At 68.8% G+C, this 21,142-nt stretch carries 24 protein-coding genes; 13 read left to right on the top strand and 11 right to left on the bottom strand.

What is annotated here, in order from left to right; genetic code table 11:
* Window positions 1–23: 23 nt before the first annotated feature.
* Window positions 24–965: a 23S rRNA (guanosine(2251)-2'-O)-methyltransferase RlmB gene (rlmB, locus tag BST13_RS20330; protein WP_083165823.1), complete on the top strand. Its 942-nt coding sequence runs from the start codon at window positions 24–26 to the stop codon at window positions 963–965.
* A gap of 5 nt (window positions 966–970) precedes the next feature.
* On the opposite strand, the gene BST13_RS20325 is transcribed toward rlmB, so the two are convergent.
* From BST13_RS20325 to mrf, 5 genes are read right to left on the bottom strand one after another with little or no spacing between them, the layout of a single operon-like run.
* On the bottom strand, window positions 971–2,503 hold the full coding sequence (locus tag BST13_RS20325) for a purple acid phosphatase family protein (protein WP_083165822.1): 1,533 nt from the start codon (window positions 2,501–2,503) through the stop codon (window positions 971–973).
* A 59-nt stretch (window positions 2,504–2,562) separates the two neighbouring features.
* Window positions 2,563–3,798: an SLC13 family permease gene (locus BST13_RS20320; RefSeq protein WP_083165821.1), complete on the bottom strand. Its 1,236-nt coding sequence runs from the start codon at window positions 3,796–3,798 to the stop codon at window positions 2,563–2,565.
* The gene (locus BST13_RS20315; protein ID WP_083165820.1) at window positions 3,789–4,709 is read right to left on the bottom strand and encodes an MBL fold metallo-hydrolase; all 921 of its coding nucleotides are present in this window, start codon (window positions 4,707–4,709) and stop codon (window positions 3,789–3,791) included. The genes BST13_RS20320 and BST13_RS20315 overlap by 10 nt, the downstream gene beginning before the upstream one ends.
* A gap of 22 nt (window positions 4,710–4,731) precedes the next feature.
* Window positions 4,732–4,980, bottom strand: a complete 249-nt coding sequence (locus BST13_RS20310) for a type B 50S ribosomal protein L31 (protein ID WP_083165819.1) — start codon at window positions 4,978–4,980, stop codon at window positions 4,732–4,734.
* Window positions 4,977–6,155, bottom strand: coding sequence for a ribosome hibernation factor-recruiting GTPase MRF (mrf, locus tag BST13_RS20305; RefSeq protein ID WP_083165818.1), 1,179 nt, complete (start codon window positions 6,153–6,155; stop codon window positions 4,977–4,979). The genes BST13_RS20310 and mrf overlap by 4 nt, the downstream gene beginning before the upstream one ends.
* A gap of 73 nt (window positions 6,156–6,228) precedes the next feature.
* On the opposite strand from mrf, the gene rpmB reads away from it, so the two are divergent.
* From rpmB to BST13_RS20280, 5 genes are read left to right on the top strand one after another with little or no spacing between them, the layout of a single operon-like run.
* On the top strand, window positions 6,229–6,465 hold the full coding sequence (rpmB, locus tag BST13_RS20300) for a 50S ribosomal protein L28 (protein ID WP_083165817.1): 237 nt from the start codon (window positions 6,229–6,231) through the stop codon (window positions 6,463–6,465).
* On the top strand, window positions 6,465–6,629 hold the full coding sequence (rpmG, locus tag BST13_RS20295; protein WP_018603652.1) for a 50S ribosomal protein L33: 165 nt from the start codon (window positions 6,465–6,467) through the stop codon (window positions 6,627–6,629). The genes rpmB and rpmG overlap by 1 nt, the downstream gene beginning before the upstream one ends.
* Window positions 6,629–6,934 (top strand): 30S ribosomal protein S14, encoded by a 306-nt coding sequence (gene rpsN, locus BST13_RS20290; protein ID WP_083165816.1) that lies wholly within the window; start codon window positions 6,629–6,631, stop codon window positions 6,932–6,934. Before rpmG ends, rpsN begins: the two co-directional genes overlap by 1 nt.
* Entirely contained in the window at window positions 6,934–7,203 is a 270-nt protein-coding gene (gene rpsR / locus BST13_RS20285) for a 30S ribosomal protein S18 (protein WP_083165815.1), read from the top strand. The genes rpsN and rpsR overlap by 1 nt, the downstream gene beginning before the upstream one ends.
* 19 nt (window positions 7,204–7,222) lie before the next feature.
* Window positions 7,223–7,873, top strand: a complete 651-nt coding sequence (locus tag BST13_RS20280; protein ID WP_083165814.1) for a (2Fe-2S)-binding protein — start codon at window positions 7,223–7,225, stop codon at window positions 7,871–7,873.
* On the opposite strand, the gene BST13_RS20275 is transcribed toward BST13_RS20280, so the two are convergent.
* Both BST13_RS20275 and BST13_RS20270 read right to left on the bottom strand, forming a co-directional pair.
* Window positions 7,867–8,571: a TIGR03943 family putative permease subunit gene (locus tag BST13_RS20275; RefSeq protein ID WP_083165813.1), complete on the bottom strand. Its 705-nt coding sequence runs from the start codon at window positions 8,569–8,571 to the stop codon at window positions 7,867–7,869. The two genes, BST13_RS20280 and BST13_RS20275, sit on opposite strands and share 7 nt — an antisense overlap.
* Complete coding sequence (locus BST13_RS20270; RefSeq protein ID WP_083165865.1) at window positions 8,568–9,515, bottom strand: permease; 948 nt, start codon at window positions 9,513–9,515, stop codon at window positions 8,568–8,570. The genes BST13_RS20275 and BST13_RS20270 overlap by 4 nt, the downstream gene beginning before the upstream one ends.
* Window positions 9,516–9,659: 144 nt before the next feature.
* Here BST13_RS20270 and BST13_RS20265 point away from each other — a divergent pair, with 144 nt between their 5' ends.
* Window positions 9,660–9,944: a DUF1490 family protein gene (locus tag BST13_RS20265; protein WP_083165864.1), complete on the top strand. Its 285-nt coding sequence runs from the start codon at window positions 9,660–9,662 to the stop codon at window positions 9,942–9,944.
* A 43-nt stretch (window positions 9,945–9,987) separates the two neighbouring features.
* Window positions 9,988–12,090 (top strand): heavy metal translocating P-type ATPase, encoded by a 2,103-nt coding sequence (locus BST13_RS20260; RefSeq protein WP_083165863.1) that lies wholly within the window; start codon window positions 9,988–9,990, stop codon window positions 12,088–12,090.
* On the opposite strand, the gene BST13_RS20255 is transcribed toward BST13_RS20260, so the two are convergent.
* Together BST13_RS20255 and bluB are read right to left on the bottom strand one after the other, a co-directional pair.
* Entirely contained in the window at window positions 12,083–12,844 is a 762-nt protein-coding gene (locus tag BST13_RS20255) for a LamB/YcsF family protein (protein WP_083165812.1), read from the bottom strand. The two genes, BST13_RS20260 and BST13_RS20255, sit on opposite strands and share 8 nt — an antisense overlap.
* Window positions 12,844–13,491, bottom strand: coding sequence for a 5,6-dimethylbenzimidazole synthase (gene bluB, locus BST13_RS20250; RefSeq protein ID WP_083165811.1), 648 nt, complete (start codon window positions 13,489–13,491; stop codon window positions 12,844–12,846). Before bluB ends, BST13_RS20255 begins: the two co-directional genes overlap by 1 nt.
* Window positions 13,492–13,654: 163 nt before the next feature.
* Between bluB and BST13_RS20245 the strand changes: the two genes are divergently transcribed.
* The 4 genes from BST13_RS20245 to BST13_RS20230 are packed head-to-tail and all read left to right on the top strand — an operon-like array spanning window position 13,655 to window position 17,349.
* Complete coding sequence (locus BST13_RS20245; protein ID WP_083165810.1) at window positions 13,655–14,620, top strand: metal ABC transporter solute-binding protein, Zn/Mn family; 966 nt, start codon at window positions 13,655–13,657, stop codon at window positions 14,618–14,620.
* Window positions 14,607–15,383, top strand: coding sequence for a metal ABC transporter ATP-binding protein (locus tag BST13_RS20240; protein WP_083165809.1), 777 nt, complete (start codon window positions 14,607–14,609; stop codon window positions 15,381–15,383). Before BST13_RS20245 ends, BST13_RS20240 begins: the two co-directional genes overlap by 14 nt.
* A 14-nt stretch (window positions 15,384–15,397) precedes the next feature.
* Window positions 15,398–16,237, top strand: coding sequence for a metal ABC transporter permease (locus tag BST13_RS20235; protein ID WP_083165808.1), 840 nt, complete (start codon window positions 15,398–15,400; stop codon window positions 16,235–16,237).
* An 11-nt stretch (window positions 16,238–16,248) separates the two neighbouring features.
* Window positions 16,249–17,349, top strand: coding sequence for an Rv3575c family transcriptional regulator (locus BST13_RS20230; protein WP_083165807.1), 1,101 nt, complete (start codon window positions 16,249–16,251; stop codon window positions 17,347–17,349).
* Here the strand turns inward: BST13_RS20230 and otsB are convergent.
* Together otsB and kstR are read right to left on the bottom strand one after the other, a co-directional pair.
* Entirely contained in the window at window positions 17,346–18,095 is a 750-nt protein-coding gene (otsB, locus tag BST13_RS20225) for a trehalose-phosphatase (protein ID WP_083165806.1), read from the bottom strand. The genes BST13_RS20230 and otsB overlap by 4 nt on opposite strands.
* 3 nt (window positions 18,096–18,098) lie before the next feature.
* Window positions 18,099–18,704, bottom strand: coding sequence for a cholesterol catabolism transcriptional regulator KstR (gene kstR, locus BST13_RS20220; protein WP_170064307.1), 606 nt, complete (start codon window positions 18,702–18,704; stop codon window positions 18,099–18,101).
* A gap of 273 nt (window positions 18,705–18,977) precedes the next feature.
* On the opposite strand from kstR, the gene BST13_RS20215 reads away from it, so the two are divergent.
* Window positions 18,978–21,080 (top strand): acyl-CoA dehydrogenase family protein, encoded by a 2,103-nt coding sequence (locus BST13_RS20215; RefSeq protein ID WP_083165805.1) that lies wholly within the window; start codon window positions 18,978–18,980, stop codon window positions 21,078–21,080.
* The last annotated feature ends 62 nt before the right edge of the window (window positions 21,081–21,142 follow it).

Raw genomic sequence — 21,142 nt, 5'->3', positions numbered from 1 at the left:
CGAGCGAAGCGACGGGATAGATAATGGCCGGCAATTCACAGCGGCGCGGGGCCATCCGCAAGGCAGGCACGAAGAAGGGCCCGACCGTCGGCTCCGGCGGAGTGCGCAGGCGCGGCCTCGAGGGTCGCGGGGCGACGCCGCCCGCCCATATGCGGCCCAACCATCCCGCCGCCAAGAAAGCCGCGAAGGCGGCCCGTCAGCAGCAGGGCAGGCACAAGAAGACCGATGACACCGAGCTGGTGCTCGGCCGCAACCCGGTCGTGGAATGCCTGCGCGCGAAAGTCCCGGCCACCGCGCTGTTCATCGCGCTGGGCACCGAGGCCGACGAGCGGCTGACCGAGTCGGTGCAGATCGCCGCCGACCGCGGTATCTCGATCCTTGAGGTGCCCCGCACCGACCTGGACCGCATGAGTTCCAATGGGCTGCATCAGGGTTTGGCCCTGCAGGTCCCGCCGTACCGCTATGCCCATCCCGACGATCTGTTGGCGACGGCGAGGGACGAGGGCTCGCCCGCACTGCTGGTGGCGCTCGACAACATCTCCGACCCCCGCAACCTCGGCGCGATCGTGCGGTCGGTGTCCGCGTTCGGCGGGCACGGTGTGGTCATCCCGCAGCGGCGCTCGGCGTCGGTGACGGCGGTGGCCTGGCGGACCAGCGCCGGTGCGGCGGCCCGGCTCAAGGTGGCGCGGGCCACGAATCTCACTCGCACCCTGACGAGTTGGGCCGGCGCCGGCCTGCAGGTGGTGGGTCTGGACGCCGGTGGCGACACCACGCTGGACCAGCTGGACGGTACCGGGCCGATGGTCGTGGTGGTGGGCTCCGAGGGTAAGGGCCTGTCCCGGTTGGTGCGGGAGACCTGCGATGCGGTGGTGTCGATACCGATGGCGGGGCCGACGGAGTCGCTGAACGCCTCGGTGGCCGCCGGCGTGGTGCTGGCCGAGATCGCCCGGCAGCGCCGCGGCTGATCGCCTCAGGCCCGGCGCGGCTTGCTCAGGCTGAACCGGTCCACCGGCGTCATCGTGCCCAGCGGTCCTGTTATCGCGAAATAGGTTGCCTCGATTGATGTTTCGCCGCCAGGCTGGCCGGGGTCGACGTCGAACATGACGAACCCGTACGGGTTGTCGCGGTCCCGGAAGGCCGACCACGCCGCCGGTTCCTCGACATAGCGTGGTGTCCGTTTCTTGAGCGCGGGGTCGACGCCGTCGACGCCCATGAGCACCTGACAGCGGGGTTCGTCGAAGAGCATCCGGTTGGACGGTATCGACGTGCCGCCCCCGCCGATCACCAGATGCACTGTGCCGTGGTCGGTTACGGCTGGCGTCAGGGTGTCGGTCGGTAGGGTGCCGCGGATGGGATGTGTCCGTTCGTAGTGGTGTTCGTGCCCGCACACCACCAGGTCCACGCCGTAGCGGTCGAACAGCGGCAGCCAGTTCTGCCTGATGCCCAGATCGGCGCCGTTGGTCTTGTGGCCGGTCGACACGGCCGTCTGGTGCATGCACACCACCACCCAGTCGATCGCGGGATCGGTGCTGGTGCGCTCCAATTCGCCTTCGAGCCAACGCCTCTGGGCACCGCCGGAGTAGCCGTGCACATAGGAGTTGCCGCCGTCCTGATAACACACGTCGTCGTTGTTGAGGCTGATCACCCGAACCGCGCCCGCGGTGAATGCGTACCACAGGCCGCGCAGCTCGGCGTCAGATCCGGAATCGGGCAGCGCGAAATAGGTTTGGTAGGCGCCGAATCCGATCGGGCCGTTGCCCAGCTCGTTCTCGTGGTTGCCCGCCGCGGGCATCCACGGCCGGTGCCGCGCTGAGCGGGAGTTGTTGTCGAACCAGTCGGACCAGGTGCGGATCCGGTTGCCGGACAGGTTGGCGTAGCACAGATCGCCGTTGACGAGATTGAACAACGGCGCGGTCTGTTCGACGGCCGCGGTGATGTCGCCCGCGGCAGGCGAACCACGGTTGTCGCTGCCGAACGCGTTGGCCACCATCGCGTCGAGCGTCGGCGTGGACTGATCACCGAAGCTCGTGAAACGCAACGCCGCTCGCCCTCGTGGCGCGGTGTGCACGCTGCCCAGTTCGGGGCTGGCGCCGTCGTGAACGGCGGCGTACACGTAGTCGGTGTCGGGCAGCAACCCCGTCATCCGGGCATGGTGTACCCGGACTTCGGTGCCGGACTGCGCATCTCGGTAGGTGACGGTGTCGGCGGGGACGGTGTCTCCGAGTCCGCCCGCAGGTGTGCCGAACGTGACCCGGGGATTGTTCACCGCGGCGGTCGTGTGCCATGACACCGCCACCTCGGTGGCGGCGTCGGCGCCGAACTGCAGGTGTACCCCGGAAACCGGGGGTGCACCGCTGCGGTCGATGCGCGGCCACAAATCCGGGCCGGTGGCCTTCGGCCGCAGCAGTTCGGTGGCTGCGCCGCCGGCCCCGGCGCCGAGCAGCGCGGTGGTGCCACCCACCAGCAGAAGTTTGCGGCGGCTGACGCCGACGTTGTCGCTCACCCCTGCCGTGCTACCGGGTCAACGCGAACAGCGCCATACGCGCAGGTGAACGGTGTCGCTCAGAGGCCGACGAGGCGCAGCCCGGCCCACAGTGCGAGCACAGCGGCCACCAGTGTCAGCGGCACCGTCCACAAGCCGACCCGGCTGAATTCAGCGAACCGAGCGGTCAGCCCGTGTTGATTGACAACATTGCGCCACAGCAGGTTCGACAGTGATCCGACGTAGGTGAGGTTGGGCCCGACGTTGACACCGATCAGCACGGCCAGCACCGCAGCGGGCCCCGATGCCGCCACCAGTGGCAGCAGCACCAGCACGGCGGGCAGATTGTTGACCAGATTCGCCAGTACCGCCGCCACCGCCGCGAAGCCCAGAAGCGCCGGAAGTGAGTCGCCGACAGGCAGCAGCCCGCGCATGACGTCGCCGAGACCGTTGTGGACGACGGCGTCGACCACCACGCCGAGGCACAGCACGAACGCGAGGAACGGAACGTTGACGGCACGGGCGATACTGCCGACCGTGCTGCGCCGCTGCAGCAGGCTGCGGACGCCGAGCACGAGCGCGCCCGCCAGCGCGGCCCACGCCGGCGACAGGTCGAACAACGAGGTGACCACGAAACCCGCCAGCGTCAAACCCAGCACCGCGAGCACGAACACCGGAACTTCCGGTGGCGGGGGTGTCACCTCGGCGGCCGGGCGGCTCAGCTCACGCCGGAAAAGCCAACGCAATACCACGAACTCGACCGCGATACCGGCCAGCCATGGTGCCACCATGACCGCGCTGAACTGAGTGAAGGACAGCCCGGCCACCGCGAAGGCCAGCAGGTTGGTCAGGTTGGACACGGGAAACACCAACGACGCGGTGTTGGCCAGGTGTGCCGTGGCGTACGCGTGCGGCCGCGGCGTGATGTCCAGCGTGCGGGCCGTGGTCAGCACCACCGGGGTGAGCAACACGACGGTCGCGTCGAGGCTCAGCACGGCCGTGGTGATGGCGCCGATGAGAAACACGCGGGTCAGCAGGCGGCGCGGATCACCTGTGCTCGCCCGGGCCATGAGGGTGCCTGCCGCGTGGAACAGGCCTTCGTCGTCGCACAGATGCGCCAGCACCAGCACGGCGGCAAGAAAGCCGACCACCGGTAGCAGCCGGTTCACCTCGGCCATGGCGTCGTGCGGCGAGATGACGCCGACCGCGATCAGCAGCCCGGCGGCCGGAACCGCCACGACAGCCTCGGGCCAGCCTTCTGGCTTTGCGAGCGCGAACACCAGCACGACGGCCAGCAGAAACAGTGCTAGGCCCACGGGTCTGCAGGCTCCCACAGGGTCGGAAGGTGCAGGCTGACGCCGTCCTCGGCGGCCAGGCGGGCCAGCACCCGCATCGAGACGTCCAGATCGTCACCGGCATACGGCAACGCCCGCAACGGTTTGTGCAATGGCCGGAAGAAGTCGTCCCAGTGGATCAGCACGACCCGACGGGCCCCGACGGCCCGCACGGTCTCGGCCCAATAGTCGAGCAGGTACCGCTCGGGTTGCAGCCCGAGCTGTCCGATACCGAGATACACGACCTCGGCGCGTTGCCCGGCAAGCGCCCCGGTAATGGCGCCGGCGCTGCCGACGATCAGCATCCGGCGATCGGTGGCGCGGTGGTGCAGCAGGATCGACCAGGCCTCGCCACACTTGTAGGCCGACGCTTTCACCGGTGGCACGACGGGCTCGGTGATGGTGCCGGGGAACCGGTCGGGCGGGCAGTGCTCCGATTCGAAGAGCGTGACGTCGAATGCGCCGAGCGGCAGTGCCCGGCCCGGGGTCGCGGTGACGACCCGGTCCGGAGCGAGGCCATGCCCGTGGCCGATCTGCGCCGCCGAGGATCCGCCGACCAGTGTGGCCCCGGTGCGGTCGGCCACCACCGCGGAATCCATGGCGTGGTCGAAATGGGTGTGCACGGGCAGCACGGCGTCGAGTCGCTTGACGCCGAGCCGGGCCAGGCAGCCGTCGATGCGTGGCAGGGATGGTTCGAGCCGGCGCAGGCCGACGGTCAACAGTGGTGGCCGGGAGAAGAACCCGTCGGTCAGCACGGCCGACGAACCGTCGTGGACCAGCAGTGTGGTCACCCCGGCCCAGGTGATCCGCAGGCCGGACTGCGGCGTGGCCGGTGGGGTGTCGAAATACCGTGCGTAATCGGTCAGGTCGGGTCTGCCGGGCTTGAGCCGCATGGCCCCAGCCTATGGGGGATCGCTATCCGTAGCGGCGGCGGAACTTCTCCAGCTGGCCTGCCGAATCGATGTGGCGCTGCGAGCCGGTCCAGAACGGATGCGAGTCCGAGCTGACGTCGACCACAATCAGCGGGTAGGTCCGGGTGCCCTCCGACGTGGTCCACTCGACGGTCCGCTCGCTGGTGGCGGTGGACCGGGTCAAGAACCGCGTGCCGGTCGCGGCGTCTTGAAAGACCACCGGGTGGTAGTCGGGGTGGATACCGGCTTTCATCGTGCTTCTCCTTCGTCGTGTCCGGGTCGGACGGTTTCCTCGATGGGTGGCTGGCACGGCTCTTCGTGCCAGTCGCCGAACGGGTCTGGATAGTCGGCCCAGTCCTCGGGCTGGGTGAGTTCGGCGTCGGTGAGCAGGGCGCCGCGCAGGGCGTCGAGGATGTCTTCGGGCGCCGCGCCGCACACCAGCACCGCCAGCGAGATGTGCCGGTCGCCGAACAGCTGGTCCCACAGGACTGCCGCCAGTGCTCGTCGCTGCGGGTCGACGTAGCAGCGTTCGCTGGAATCCATTGCTGCGAGCCATTTTCCGGCGTTGCTGAACCGCAGCCCGCCGCCGGCGGATTCGATGTACATGACCTCGCCCGGCCGGTTGGCGAGCCAGGCGCGGCCGCGCGTGCGCACCACACCGTCGAGCAACAGATCCAGCGCGGCGTGCAGGCGCACCGGGTGGAACGGCCGTCGCGCGGTGAATTCGACGATGCCGACTTCGCCGTCGCGGTCCAGCGGCGGTTCGCCGGCGAGCAGCGGGTCGTGCGGGGCGATGGCCCGGCCGCGCCGGCTGTCCGGCTCCAGATGCGCCAGCGCCAGTTCGATGCGGTCGGGGCCGACGGTGATGCGGGCCCGGGGCGTGAGCCTGCGCAGCACCGCCAGTGTCGTCGCCTCGGGTTCGGTGAGCACCAGCACGTCGGCGAATTCGGCCTGGCCGACGACGACCTGCGCGGCCGTGCGCCCGTCGTCGAGTTCCACCTCGCCGACGGCCTGCTGCAGCCAGACGGCGGTGTCGAGGCATCCGACGACGCCGTCGACGTAGACGTCGCGGGCCGCGGGTCCGTCGATGTAGCCGGGGCCGACGTGCACGCGGATGTTCTCGATCGCCCAGCACACCGGTTCGGGTTCGAGCCAGGCCATCAACTGCACGACGATGCGCCGGACGTCGCCGCGCCGGTGCAGACGGCGCAGCAGTACCAGCAGATCGTCGCGCACCGTGCAGGTCACACAGCCGTGCGAGAGTTCCAGTGCCCAGTCCGATGCTCCGGTTTGGGTGCTGACCTGGCGTAGCACCACCTGTCCGTCGAAGGTGTGCCGGACCACCACGGTGCCGGGTCTGCGGCTCAGTTCCGCGACGACGTCATCGGTGCCGCCCTGACCGGCGACGAGTACCACGGGGGTTCGCATGGAGCTCCTGATTCGCTATTGAAAACGATTGTCATTATGCTTAAGTCAGGTTACCCCACGATCAAGGAGGCTCATGTCGGCCCACTGCCAAGTCACCGGGCGCTCGCCCGGCTTCGGTAACACCGTGTCGCACTCGCACCGCCGCAGTCGCAGGCGGTGGAACCCGAACATCCAGAACAAGACCTATTACCTGCCTTCCGAGGGCCGCCGGATCCGGCTGCGGGTCAGCGCCAAGGGCATCAAGGTGATCGACCGCGACGGCATCGAAGCCGTGGTGGCCCAAATCCGCAGCCGGGGAGAGAAAATCTGATGGCGCGCACCGATATTCGGCCGATCGTAAAGCTGAGATCCACCGCGGGAACCGGATACACATACGTCACCCGCAAGAACCGCCGCAACGACCCGGACCGCATCGTGCTGCGCAAGTACGACCCGGTGATCCGCAGGCACGTCGACTTCCGGGAGGAGCGCTGATGGCCAAGGCATCCAAGATCGTCAAGAACGAGCAGCGCCGAAAGCTCGTGGAGCGCCATGCCGAACGCCGGGCCGAGCTCAAGGGGATCATCCGCAATCCGGCCAGCTCGCGTGAGGAGCGGGCCGCCGCGGTCTCCGCTCTGCAACGCCTGCCGCGCGATTCCAGCCCGGTCCGGCTGCGCAACCGCGACGCGGTCGACGGCAGGCCGCGCGGGCATCTGCGCAAGTTCGGCCTGTCCCGGGTGCGGGTCAGAGAACTGGCGCACCGCGGCGAGTTGCCCGGCGTACGGAAGTCGAGCTGGTGATGGCCGCCAAGACGAACGCCAGGAAGAACACCAAGAAGCGCCCGGCCGCAACGGATCTCAGAAAGCCCGCGCGTAACCAGTTGCAGGCGCTCGGCGTCACGCGCATCGACTACAAAGATGTCCAGCTCCTGCGCACCTTCATCAGTGAACGTGGCAAGATCCGGTCGCGCCGCGTGACGGGTCTGACACCGCAGCAGCAGCGACAGATGGCCGCCGCGATCAAGAACGCGCGCGAGATGGCGCTGTTGCCCGCAGCGGGCCCACGCTGATGTGACACCATCGAGGCCGATGGACATATCCGCGGAGTTGGCCGAAACGCAATCGTACGGTGGATTTTTCGCGATCACCGTGGGTGGCGATGCCGACGGCTGGCTCCCGGCCCGACAGTGCTACGACGACGGATCCGTTGACCTGATCGAAAAGACCGCGGCGGGATATGGAACGACGGAGCTGCGGATCGCGGCGTCGATGATCCAGTTCAGCCATGCCTCACGGCTCTGGTCGCCCGTGCTGGCGTGTGTGGCGGGCGCCGCCGTCGCGCCGGATCTGGCTGGGCTGCAACGGTTTCACTCCGGCACGGCGCTGCGACTGCCCGTCGCGAACGGGCGATCCGTCGGCGACGGCGAGGCACTGGCCGAGCTGCTCTACGGCATGGTGGTCGAGGAGCATCTGGACCGGCTCGCCGCGGGCCTTCGGGTCAAGATCGCGCCGGGCCTGCTCTACGGCAACGCCGCCGCGGCCCTGGTAGGGGCGGCACGTGCGCTGGTCGGCGTCCGTCCCGATTTGCGGCAGCCGGTGTCGGCGCTCACCCGCGCGCTGCTGAACATCGGCGGGCTCGCCGGCACGATGACGGGGCCGCGCCCGCGGCGACGAAGCTGCTGTCTGTTCTACCGCGTGCCGGGCGGTTCCTACTGCGGTGACTGCGCTCTCGGTCAGTAGGCGTACTGGTGTTGCGGCGGATCGGTGCGCGCCGCGGTGAGCGCGGTGAGGCTCGGGATGGTGCGCCGGCTCGAATCATTCTGTCCCGCAGGCACGCTGCCTTCGACGGTGACCCAGGTGTTCTCCGGGTAGCCGGCCAGGTCGGCCGCGGCAGGTCCGGTGAGACCGATGCGGGCCAATTGCGCATCCGCCGCACAGCAGATGATGACGATGCGGGCCAGGTAGGTGTGCTCGCCGTCGCGCATGGTGAAGCCGGTGACCTTGATGGTGCGGTTGTCGAGCGTGCCCGCGGTGTCCTGGGCGATGCGGATCAGCACATCCGGCAGCGAGAGCTCCGGGGTTCCTGCGGGCAGCGCCGGGAAAGCTCTGCGGAGCACATCGGTGGACACCGGGGTGACCGACGCCGCGTCCGGCCGGATCGCGGGCGGTACCACGAAGGCCAGCAGGGCGATCGGGATGAGCAGCAGCCAGGCCGTTCCGCTGGAGTGGGCGTGTTGATGGTCGGTCTCGTCGGTGGGGCCGTGCCGGATGTCGTGCACGATCGCTGCCAGCGCCAGCACGATGAGCAGTACGGCCGTGGCGATCAGGTATGGCAGCAGGGTGGGTTTGACGTAGCGGGTGAAGGTGCCGGTGGCGACGATGATGGCCGTGCTGACCCCGACGAGCAGCAACAGGGCGTTCTCGGTTTCGCGGCTCATTGCGGCCCCAGCACGAACAGTCCCACACCGGTGGCGACCAGGGTGGCCACCACGAATGTGGCCGGGGAGAACCGGACGGCGAACGGACGGCCGAACATTCCGGCCTGCATGGCGAACAACTTGAGGTCCACCGCGGGCCCGACGACCAGGAACACCAGCCGGGGCAGCAACGGCAACATGGTCAGGCTGGCCGCGACGAAGGCGTCCGCCTCCGAGCACAACGCCAGCACCACGGCCAGCAACGCCATGGTGATGACCCCGAGCACCAGTTGCCCGGCCAGGTGCTGGTACACCCAGGCGGGGACCAGCACGTGCAGCGCGCCCGCGGCGGCCGCGCCGATGACGAGGTAGGCACACGCGGTGAGGAAGTCGTGGCGCGCGGCCTCGACGAACGCCGCCCACTTCGAGCCGCTGCCATCGTGAGTCCTCGGCAGGCGCTTGGTGATCCATTCCGGCTTGCCGAACCGCGACCAGGCCGCCCCCATGACGAGCGCCGTCAGCAACGACGCCGCGCAGCGGGCCACCACCATGTCAGGGTGGCCGGGGAACGCGACGGCCGTCGCGACCAGCACCACCGGGTTGATGGCCGGAGCGGCCAACATGAACGTCAACGCCGCAGCTCCGACGGCGCCGTCGCTGAACAGTCTGCGCGCCACCGGGACCGATCCGCACTCGCAACCGGGCAGCGCTGCGCCGCCCACTCCGGCGGCCAGGATCGCCACACTGGTGCGCCGGGGCAGCCACCGGGCCAACCGGTCGGGTGTGACGAAAACCGCGATGAGCCCGCTGATCACGACACCGAGCGCCAGAAAGGGCAACGCCTGGACGAACACGCCGCAGAACACCGTGGCGGCCGTCGCGACCTTCGGGGTGCGTTCGACGAAATCCCGCGCCGGACTGCCGAGCAGGGCCAGGGCGATGATGCCGATGACGAGGATGGGCATGGACCCCAAGCGCTTTCGCGTCGCCTCCGACTTCACCGCCACGGCGCCATCATGCCAGCCCTGGCTGTGAAGTCACTTGTGCGAATTGATGCATGTGAAACCTCTTAACTCCCAATGCCGATCGGTCGGAGCTACGCTCGCCGAATGGTTCTGCATGGCTTGCTGATCAAGGCGTCGAGTGCGGTGATCACCGGGGCGGTGGGTGTCGCCGCGTACGAGGTGGTGCGCAAGGCCGTCGCGAAGGCGCCCATTCGAGAAACTGCCGTCACGACGACGGCGTGGGCCTTGCGCGGGGCGCGCAAGGCCGAGGAAGGCGCCGAGGCGGTGCGCCTGAAGGCTGCCGACGTGATGGCCGAAGCCCGCGAGCGTATCGGCGAAGAGGTGCCACCCCCGGCCGTCGCCGACGCCGAGCATCAGCACGAACACTGACGCTGTGGTCGCTCTGACCGTTTTGTCCGACGCCGGCGGGCGGATGCGGGTGCACGCACCGTGGTTGCGATCGGATGCGGTGCGCGCTGTCGCGGTCGAGGACTCCGTCGACCAGGTGCCGGGCGTCCGCGCGGTTCACGCCTATCCCAGGACGGCCTCGGTGGTGGTCTGGTATTCGACCAAGCGGTGCGATCGGCAAGCCGTGATGACCGCGATCACGGTGGCTGCGGGCACCGCGCGCGAGCTGGTGCGGGCCCGGGCACCCCGATCTGCGGACATTCACAACGCGGACATCATCCGGATGGCGATCGGTGCAATAGCCTTGGCGCTGTTGGGTATTCGTCGATATGCGGTGGGCCGTCCGCCGCTGCTGGGCCCGACCGGCCGGACGCTTGCGACCGGCGTGACGATCGTGACCGGCTACCCGTTTCTGCGCGGCGCGCTGAGGACGCTGACGGGCAGTCGATCCGCGGGCACTGATGTGCTGGTGTCCGCGGCCACGATCGCCAGCCTCGCGCTGCGTGAGAACGTGGTGGCCCTCACGGTGCTGTGGCTGCTCAACATCGGCGAGTATCTCCAGGATCTGACCCTGCGCCGGACGCGCCGCGCCATCACGAACCTGCTGCAGGGCACGGCCGACACCGCGTGGGTTCTGCTGCCCGACGGCTCCGAAGTGGAAGTGGGCGTCGAGCATCTGCAGGTCGGCGACGCCGTGATCGTCCACGAGCAGGTCGCCATCGCCGTCGACGGAACAGTCAAGGACGGTGAGGCAATCGTCGACCAGTCCGCCATCACGGGGGAGAACCTGCCGGTCGCGGTCAGGCCCGGCACCCGCGTCTACGCCGGATCGGTCGTCGTCCGCGGCAGGCTGGTCATCACCGCGGAGGCTGTGGGGGCGCACACCACGATCGGCCGGATCGTGGCCAGGGTCGAAGAGGCGCAGCACGACCGTGCGCCCATCCAGACGGTCGGGGAGAACTTCTCCCGGCGGTTCGTCCCGGCGTCGTTCCTTCTCTCGGCTGCCACGCTCGTGGTGACCCGGGATGTGCGCCGGGCGATGACGATGCTGCTCGTCGCGTGCCCGTGCGCGGTGGGGCTGGCGACACCGACCGCGATCAGCGCCGCGATCGGCAACGGGGCCCGCCGCGGAATCCTGATCAAGGGCGGTTCTCACCTCGAGCTGGCGGGCCGGGTCGACGCCGTGGTGTTCGACAAGACCGGAACCTTGACGGTGGGACGACCGATCGTCACCAACGTCGTCGCCTTCGCCAAGGACTGGGAACCCGAACGGGTGCTCGCCTACGCGGCCAGTTCAGAGATTCACGCGCGTCATCCGCTGGCCGAGGCTGTGATCCGGTCGACCAGGGAACGACGGATCGAGATCCCGCCACACGAGCAGTGCGAGGTGCTCGTCGGTCTGGGCATGCGCACCCGCGCCGACGGGCGGACCATCCTGCTGGGCAGTCCGTCGCTGTTGCGCCAGGACAAGGTGCGGATCACCAAACGGGCTTCGGAGTGGGTCGATGAGCTGCGCGCTCGTGCCGAGACGCCGCTGTTGCTCGCGGTCGATGGCGAGCTCGTCGGGCTGATCGGCCTGCGCGACGAGGTTCGCCCTGAGGCCACGGCGGTACTCGACGCGCTGCGGGCCGCCGGTGTGCGTCGCGTGGTGATGATCACCGGCGATCACCCGGCTGCCGCAGCGGCGGTCGCCGCTGAACTCGGCATCACCGAATGGCGGGCGGAGGTCATGCCGGAGGACAAGCTCAATCTGGTCCGGGAGCTGCGCGAGTGCGGGCACACCGTCGCGATGGTCGGCGACGGGGTGAACGACGCGCCTGCGCTGGCGGCCGCCGACATCGGGATCGCGATGGGGCTCGGCGGCACCGATGTCGCCGTCGAAACGGCCGATGTCGCGTTGGCAAGTGATGACCTACGCCGGTTGCTCGATGTGCGGGCGCTTGGCGGCCGTGCGGTGGACGTGATCCAGCAGAACTACGCGATGTCCATCGCGGTCAACGCGATCGGTCTGTTGATCGGGGCAGGCGGCGCGCTCTCCCCGGTGCTCGCCGCGGTGCTGCACAACGCATCGTCGGTGGCGGTGGTGGCCAACAGCGCCCGGCTGATCCGCTACGAGTTGACTAGCTGAACGCGCGGAGTCCCACGCCCGCGGTCGCCAGTCGGTCCCGCACGGCATGGGCGATCTGCACGGCACCCGGCGAATCACCATGGACGCAAACAGATTCCACGGTGACGGGGATGGTCGCCCCGTCCACGGCCCGCACCTCACCGGCGCTGACCATCGTGAGCACGCGCTCGGCGATCTCCGCGGGGTCGTGCAGCACCGCGCCGGGCTCGCGACGTGACACCAGCGTGCCGTCAGGCTGATACGCCCGGTCGGCGAACGCCTCGGGGACGGTCCGCAGGCCGAGACGCGTCGACGCCGCGAAGAACTCCGATCCTGACAGGCCGAGCACCGGCAGCGTGGGGTCGACGGCGTGCACGGCTGCCGCGACGGCCGCCGCCTGATCGGTGTGGTGCACGATCGTGTTGTACAGCGCGCCATGGGGTTTGACGTAGCTCACCGTGGTACCCGCGGCGTGCGCGATGGCCTGTAGCGCACCGATCTGATAGATCACGTCGGCCGTCAGGTCCTCGGCGGTGACGTCGATGAACCGTCTGCCGAATCCGGCCAGGTCGCGGTAGCTGACCTGCGCTCCGACCCGCACGCCTGCGGCGGCGGCCGCGCGGCAGGTGCGCAGCAGCAGCGCCGGATCCCCGGCGTGGAAGCCGCAGGCCAGGTTGGCGCTCGTGACGACCTGCAGCATGGCGTCGTCGTCGCCGAGCTGCCACACCGCAAAGCCCTCGCCGAGATCGGCGTTGAGGTCGACGGTCGGCGGCATCAGAGCGGCCAGCCGTTCTCCGAGACGAATTCCGGTAGCGGGCGGCCCGTCGTCCAGTGCTCGATCTCCAGCATCGGCCGGTCCGGGAAGTCCGGCACCGGTCCGAGGCACAGGATCGCGATGGGTTCGGCGCCGTCGGGCATGCCGAGCAATCGCGCCAGCGGTGTCGGTTCGAAGATCGACACCCAGCCCATGCCGAGCCCTTCGGCGCGTGCGGCCAGCCACATGTTCTGGATGGCGCATGACACCGAGGCCAGGTCCATGTGCGGCATGGTGCGCCGTCCGAAGACGTGCCGCTCGCGGTCGTCGGCCAGGGCGATCACGAACAGTTCGGCGCAGTCCAGGATGCCTTCGACCTTGAGCGCGAGGAACTCCGCGGCGCGGGGCCCGAGCGCGTCGGCGGTCCGTACGCGTTCCTCGTCGACCAGCGCGTGGATCTTGTGCCGCAACGCGTTCTCGGTGATCCGGATGAACCGCCACGGCTGCATGAGGCCGACGCTGGGTGCGGCGTGTGCGGCCTGCAGCAGCCTGGCGAGGACGTCGTCGGTCACCGCGCTGTCCGGCGTGAACCGGCGCATGTCGCGCCGCTCGGCGATGGCGCGGTAGACCGCGTTCCGTTCGGGCGGGCTGAACGCGTGGTCTGGCACGCATCGAGCCTAAGGGGCATGCATGTGCGTGACGCTCCACTCCGGCAGCGGATCGGGGGTACCGCAGCCATGCCTGTTCTCCGGAGGCCAGCTCGTCGTCGGGCATCGGACTCCTTATTGGAAATGATTTTCAATAACTATCATCCCGAGTGTGCATCGTTTAATGCAAACGGTTATCGTTATCGCCGTGACTCGGTCCGTGAACCTCAAGCTCCGCACCCTCGCCGTCGGCCTGGTGCTCGCCGTCCCCTTCGCCCTCGCCGCGTGCGGCTCGGAGAAGGCCGCTCCGAACGACCACGCCGCGGGGGACTGCCCGGCCACGCCGATCAACGTCGTGGTCAGCGTCGACCAGTGGGGCGACATCGTCTCCGACCTGGGTGGGGCATGCGCGAAGGTCACCACGGTGCTGGCCAGCTCGTCGGTCGACCCGCACGACTACGAGCCGTCCCCGTCGGACGCGGCCAAGTTCGCAGGCGCCCAACTGGTGGTCATCAACGGCGGCCACTACGACGAGTGGGCGGCCAAGCTCGCCGCGAACTCGGCATCTGGCGCGCCCGTCATCAACGCGCTGGATCTCGACAAAGCCCAGGGCGGCGGCGCCAACCCGCACGCCTGGTACCGGCCGGCCACGGTGACCGCCCTGGCAGACGCCGTCACCGCCAAGCTCGGTGATCTCGCGCCGCAGGCCAAGGACTACTTCGCAGGCAGGCGCGCGGCGTTCACCGACGAGATGAAGCCATACAACCAGCTCATCGACACCATCAAGGCCAAGGCTGCGGGCAAGACCTACGCGGCCACCGAAACCGTCTTCGACGACATGGCGGCCGCGGTGGGCTTGAGCGACCGCACTCCCGCGGGCTACCAGGCGGCGACGTCGAACGAGAGTGACCCCTCGCCGGCCGATCTGGACGCGTTCCTGCGGCTGCTCGGTGGTAAGGGTGTGGATGTGCTCATCTACAACACCCAGACCGAGGGTTCGGTCCCGGAGCAGATCCGTGCCGCCGCGGAGAAAGCCGGGGTTCCGGTGGTCGAAGTCACCGAAACGGTGGCGCCGGGAGCGAAGACGTTCGAGGCTTGGCAGGTGGACCAACTCACCGCACTGGCCAAGGCACTTGGTGTCCAGTCATAACGATGAACCCGCACTGGTCTTCGACGATGTCAGCGTGGTGCGCGGCGGACGGCTGATCTGGTCGGAAGGCACCTTCACGATCCCGGCCGGCGGCATCGTCGCGCTGATCGGATCCAACGGCTCCGGCAAGTCGACCATGCTGCAGGTCGTGCTGGGCCTGCTGCCGACGGCATCCGGATCGGTGCGGGTCCTTGGCGGCAGACCCGGGCAGAACAACGATCTGATCGGGTACGTGCCGCAGGACTACGTCGCCGGGGCAGGTCAGGCGGTCCGTGCCCGCGATGCGGTGACGCTGGGACTCGCCGGTCGGCGCTGGGGACTGCGTCGTACCACCCGGGCCGACAGAGCCCGGGTCGACGAGGCGCTCGACTGGGTCGAGGCGACCGAGTTCGGCGACCGGCGCTTGTCGCAGCTCTCCGGTGGGCAGCGCCAGCGCATCGCGCTGGCCAACGCCCTCGTGGGCCATCCGAAGATGCTGATTCTCGACGAACCGCTGGCCGCGCTCGACCTGCGCAACCAGCATGAGATCGTGCGCCTGCTGGCCCGGTTGAACGCCGAGCTCGGTGTCACGATTCTCGTCGTCGCCCATGACCTCAACCCGCTGTTGGAGGTTCTCAGCAGTGCCATCTACCTGCTCGACGGGCATGCTCACTACGCTGCGATCGACGAGGTGGTCGACGCCGATCTGCTGACCCACCTCTACGGCACGAAGGTTCAGGTGGCCAACACGCTGCAGGGCAAGATGTACATGAGGAGCGGGTAGTGACCATTGTCGCGATGGGCTACCAGCAGAACTGGTGGCAGATCCTCACGTCGGCGTTCATGCGCAATGCCCTGATCGGCGGCACCCTGGTGGCGTTGGCCGCCGGGCTGATCGGCTACTTCATCATCGTGCGCAACACCGCGTTCGCCGCGCACGCACTGGCCCACATCGGGTTGCCCGGAGCCACCGGGGCGTTCCTGCTGGGGCTGCCGGTCGGCTTCGGGCTAGGGGTGTTCTGTGTCGGCGGGGCGCTGGTCATCGGCGCGCTCGGGAAACGCGCGGGCGACCGAGAGGTCGCGACCGGCACAGTGCTGGCCCTGGCGACCGGTTTCGGGCTCTTCTTCAACTCACTGGCCACCAAGAACTCGTCGACAATGACCAATGTGCTGTTCGGCAATCTGCTGGCGATCACCGGTGATCAGCTCTCGACCTTCACCGCGTTGCTCGCGGTGCTGGCCGCCACGATGGGGTTCATCTACCGGCCGCTGCTGTTCGCGTCGGTCAACGCGCCGGTCGCCGAGGCCAAAGGGGTTCCGGTGAAAGCGTTGTCGATCGTGTTCATGGCGCTGCTGGGTGTCGCGGTCACCATGGCGGTGCAAGCCGTCGGTACCTTGCTGTTGTTCGCGCTCGTCGTCACCCCGGCGGCAACGGCCATCATGCTCACTGCGAGGCCGCTACTGGCCATGGCGATCTCGACCGGCATCAGCTTGGTGTCGGTGTGGGTCGGATTGGCGGTGTCGGCGGTGTTCAACATGCCGCCGAGCTTCCTGATCGTCACCATCGCATGCGTCTTCTGGCTGGCGGTATGGCTGGCGGCGCGTGCCGCACGCGAGACTGGCGCATTGATCGGCTAGCCTCAGAAAGCATGCCAAGGAGCCCCCATCCGCCGCGGCGGGCGACCCTGGCCTCACTGGCCGCGGAGCTCAACGTCTCTCGCACCACGATCTCCAACGCCTACAACCGGCCCGACCAGTTGTCGGCGGATCTGCGGGAGCGCATCTTCGATGCGGCCAAGCGGCTCGGTTACGCCGGGCCCGACCCTGTGGCCCGGTCGCTGCGCACCCGCAAGGCCGGGGCGGTGGGCCTGGTGATCACCGAACCGCTCAATTACTCGTTCAGAGATCCGGCTGCGCTCGATTTCGTTGCAGGACTGGCCGAGTCGTGTGAGGCGGTCGGCCAGGGCCTGTTGTTGGTCGCGGTGGGGCCGAATCGCAGCTTCGAAGAGGGTTCGGCCGCGGTGCTTTCCGCGGGTGTCGACGGCTTCGTGGTGTACTCCGCCTCCGACGACGACCCGTATCTGCCCGTGGTGGAACAGCGGCACCTGCCGATGGTGGTGGTAGACCAGCCCAAGGATGTGCCCGGAGTGTCCCGCGTCGGCATCGACGATCGTGGTTCCATGCGGCTGCTGGCCGAGCAGGTCCTCGAGCTCGGGCATCGCGACATCGGTCTGCTCACCATGCGGTTGGGGCGCGACTGGCCGCACCCGAGTGGCAAACCGGCGGTGGCGCAGCCGGATCGGGTGCAGAGCCCGCATTTTCATGTGCAGCGCGAGCGTATCCACGGCGTGTACGACGCGATGAGCGCGGCCGGGCTGAACCCAGAATCGTTGACGGTCGTGGAGAGCTATGAGCATCTGCCGACCTCGGGGGGCTTGGCGGCGGAGGTTGCCCTTGCTGCCAATCCGTTGATCACCGCGCTGATGTGCACGGCCGACGTGCTCGCCCTGTCGGCGATGGATTACCTACGCTCGCATGGCATTTACGTGCCGGGGCAGATGACGGTCACCGGGTTCGACGGGATTCCCGACGCGGTACGTCGCGGCCTGACGACGGTCGTGCAGTCCAGCGTGGAGAAGGGGCGTCGCGCCGGCCAGTTGCTGCACACCCCGCCGCGCTCGGGGCTTCCGGTGATCGAGGTGCTCGACACCGAGGTGGTGCGGGGCCGTACCTCGGGGCCGCCTGCCTAGGCGCGACGCGCGTCGAGCAGATATTTCAGCGCTGCGGCAACGTCTTCCGGCTTCTGCACGCGGTAGCCGGCCAGGGTGTCGCCGGGGCCCACCTTGACCCCGATGTCGCCGGTGCCGAGGCGGCGGAACGCCTTCTCGTCGGTGACGTCGTCGCCGAAGTACACCACCGCTGACGCGTCGAACTCCTTGCGCAGGATGTCGATCGCCTCGCCCTTGTCCGTCGAGATCACCGCGAATTCGAGCACCGCCTTGCCTTCGGTCAGCTCGGCCGCCCACGCCTTCGCCGCCGTACGAGCCTGGGCCAGCGCGGCTTCGGCGTCGGCGGGCCCGGCGTTGCGGACGTGCAGGGCGACGCTTGCGGGCTTGGTCTCCACGGCGACCCCGGGCCGGTCGGCCGCGATGGCTTCCAGCTCGGCGGTGATGGTGGCCAGCAGGGCCGTGTCGATCCTGTGGGCGAATCCGGTGTCGAATTCGGCGCCGTGGCTGCCGATCATGTGCACCGTCGCGGGCAGCCCCGACAGCTCGCGCAGCACACTCAGCGCCCTGCCGGAGATCAGTGCCGCAGCGGTGCCGGGCAGTTCGGCGAGCGCGACGAGCGTGCCCGCGGCGTCGGGCAGTGGGCGCGCGTCGGCCGGGTTGTTGACGATGGGTGAGAGCGTGCCGTCGAAATCGGATGTGACGAGCAGCCGGTCGGCGCGAGCCGCGGCCGCGAGTGCTTGCTCCAGGTCGGCCGGTAACGCGCTCACCCGTCAGATCTTAGGTTGGTCCCCGTCACCGATCAGCAGTCGCACCGCGAGGTCCAGTCGCTTGCCGACGTCGGTTGCCGAGGCCCGCCGGGTCAGCCAGGCCAGCAAGTTGGACAGCCACACATCGGAGATCACCCGGGCGATGTGGTACTGGTCCTCGGTCGGTTCGCCGTCGCTCATCGCGCGCGCGAACATCGAGTCCATGAGCTTGCCCACGTGGTCCACCTCGCCTGCGGCCGATGCGTCGGCGAAGACGAATGCCCTGGTCATGGCCTCGGTGAGCAGTGGATTGCGCTGCATGGCCCGGTTCAGCTTGCCGACCATGAAGTTCAGCCGCTGATATGGAGTGCCGCCCGAAAGCGCGGCGCGGTCGGTCTTGGCGTCGATGCGCTCGAACTCGCGACCCAGCGCGGAGACGAGCAGGTGGACCTTCGACGGGAAGTAGCGGTACAGCGTGCCGACCGCGACGTCTGCGCGTTCGGCGACCGCCCGCATCTGGACGGCCTCGTACCCACCCTTGGACGCGATGGCCAGCGTGGCGTCGAGGATGCGCTTGCGACGCTCCCTTTGAGCTTCGGAGCCAAGTTCGGACTCGGCGAGGACCGCCACGGTCATGACCTCACGCGGGCGCGAGTCCGCCCCGGCGGACTGCTCGTTGCGTGCTGGCTGAGATAAGCCGGACATGTTGTTGGCGACTCCTTCGTACCGCGTACTCCATCGGAAACGATACGCACGCCGGTCTCCTTTTTCTCACGTCTTTGTCGGTTGGACATCGACGTGTCCTGCTGCAATGCCGGTCGACTTGACGGTCGAACACTGTCACTATTAGAACACGTTCTAGTGAGAAGCGTGGACTTCTCGCACTACCGGTAGGAGCCGACCGTGTCAGCCACTGTCACCGACGAGCAGTTTGCCGCCCGCGACCTGGTTCGAAGCTGGGCCGCGGCGTCCGGCTCGATCGCCGCTGTACGTGACGGCGAACACGATCCGAGCGCGTGGCGTGCGCCGTATCGGAGGTTCGCCGAACTAGGGATCTTCGGCGTCGCCGTCGGAGAAGAGTACGGCGGCGCCGGCGGCAGCGTCGAGGACCTGTGCGCGATGCTCGACGAGGCCGCCGCGGCGCTCGTGCCCGGGCCCGTAGCAACCACGGCGCTGGTAACCCTGCTCGTCGCCGACGAGTCGGTCCTTGAGGCCCTGATGTCCGGTGAGCGCACCGCGGGCGTCGCACTGACGGCCGACGTACGTGTCGACGGGGATCACGTGTCCGGTACGGCCGACTATGTGCTGGGCGCCGACAACGCCGGGCTGCTGGTGCTGTCCTCGGGCGAGCAGGTGGTGCTCATCGATGCCGCCGCCGCGGGTGTGACGGTCGAACCGGTGCCGGCCACCGACTTCTCGATCCCGCTGGCGCGCGTGGTGCTGGACTCCGCGCCCGCCGAGGTGCTGGCGGTGACGCGGCAGCGGTTCGAGGACCTCGCCGCGACCGTGCTGGCCGCGGAGGCGGCCGGGTTGGCCCGCTGGGCGCTGCAGACCGCGACCGAATACGCCAAGGTGCGTGAGCAGTTCGGAAAGCCGATCGGCAGCTTCCAGGCCATCAAGCACATGTGCGCCGAGATGCTGTTGCGCTCCGAGCAAGCGGCCGTGGCTGCCGCCGACGCCGCCACGGCAGCCGCCGAGAGCGATGAGGGGCAGCTGTCGATCGCGGCCGCCGTCGCCGCGACCGCGGGCATCGACGCCGCGGTGGCCAACGCCAAGGACTGCATCCAGGTGCTGGGCGGCATCGGCATCACCTGGGAACACGACGCGCACCTGTATCTGCGGCGCGCCTACGGCATATCGCACGCTCTGGGCGGCTACCGCCGGTGGCTGCGTCGGGTCGGCGCGCTGACGCGGCAGGGGGTTCGGCGTGAGCTGCGCATCGATCTGGAATCGGTGGCCGGTCTGCGTCCGGAGATCGCGGCCGCTGTCGCCGAGGTGGCGGCGCTGCCCGTCGAACAGCGGCAGGCTGCGCTGGCCGACTCCGGGCTGCTCGCGCCGCATTGGCCACGTCCATACGGCCGCAGCGCATCTCCGGCCGAGCAGCTGCTGATCGACCAGGAGCTGGCGGCGGCGTCGGTGGACCGCCCCGACCTGGTGATCGGGTGGTGGGCCGTGCCCACGATCCTCGAGCACGGCAGTCCCGCGCAGATCGAGCAGTTCGTTCCGCCGACGCTGCGCGGGGAGCTGACGTGGTGCCAGTTGTTCTCCGAGCCGGGCGCCGGTTCGGATCTGGCGGCACTGCGCACCAAAGCCGTTCGCGCAGAAGGTGGCTGGAAGCTGACCGGGCAGAAGGTGTGGACCTCGGCCGCGCAGAAGGCGCACTGGGGTGTCTGCCTGGCCAGAACGGACGCCGACGCTCCGAAACACAAAGGCATCACCTACTTCCTGGTCGACATGCGCTCGCCCGGCATCGTGATCCGGCCGCTGCGGGAGATCACCGGCGACGAACTGTTCAACGAGGTGTTCTTCGACGACGTGTTCGTACCCGACGAGATGGTGGTCGGGACCGTCAACGACGGCTGGCGGCTGGCCCGTACGACGCTGGCCAACGAGCGTGTCGCCATGGCAGGCGGTACGGCGCTGGGCAATCCGATGGAGGAGCTGCTGCGGGCACTCGACAGCGTGGACGTCGACCCGGCCGACGAGGACCGCCTCGGCGGGCTGATCGTGGCGGCCCAGGTGGGTTCCCTGCTGGATCAGCGCATCGCCGTGCTGGCCGTCGGCGGGCAGGACCCGGGCCCGCAGGCCAGTGCCCGCAAGCTCATCGGGGTGCGCTACCGGCAGGCGCTGGCCGAGTTCCGGATGGAACTGTCCGACGGCGGCGGCGCGGTGGTCAACCGCGAGGTGCACGACTTCCTCAACACCCGCTGCCTGACCATTGCCGGTGGTACCGAACAGATCCTGCTGACCCTGGCCGGTGAGCGGCTGCTGGGTCTGCCGCGCTAGGACTTCTTCGCGCGAGCAGACGTCAAGGTCCGCGACACGCCGCTCGTCCGGTACCTGACGGT

This window comes from Mycobacterium aquaticum, assembly GCF_002086485.1.
GTDB lineage: Bacteria > Actinomycetota > Actinomycetes > Mycobacteriales > Mycobacteriaceae > Mycobacterium > Mycobacterium aquaticum.
Note: the sequence above shows the minus strand (reverse complement) of the source record. Positions and strands in the feature narration are given on the sequence as shown.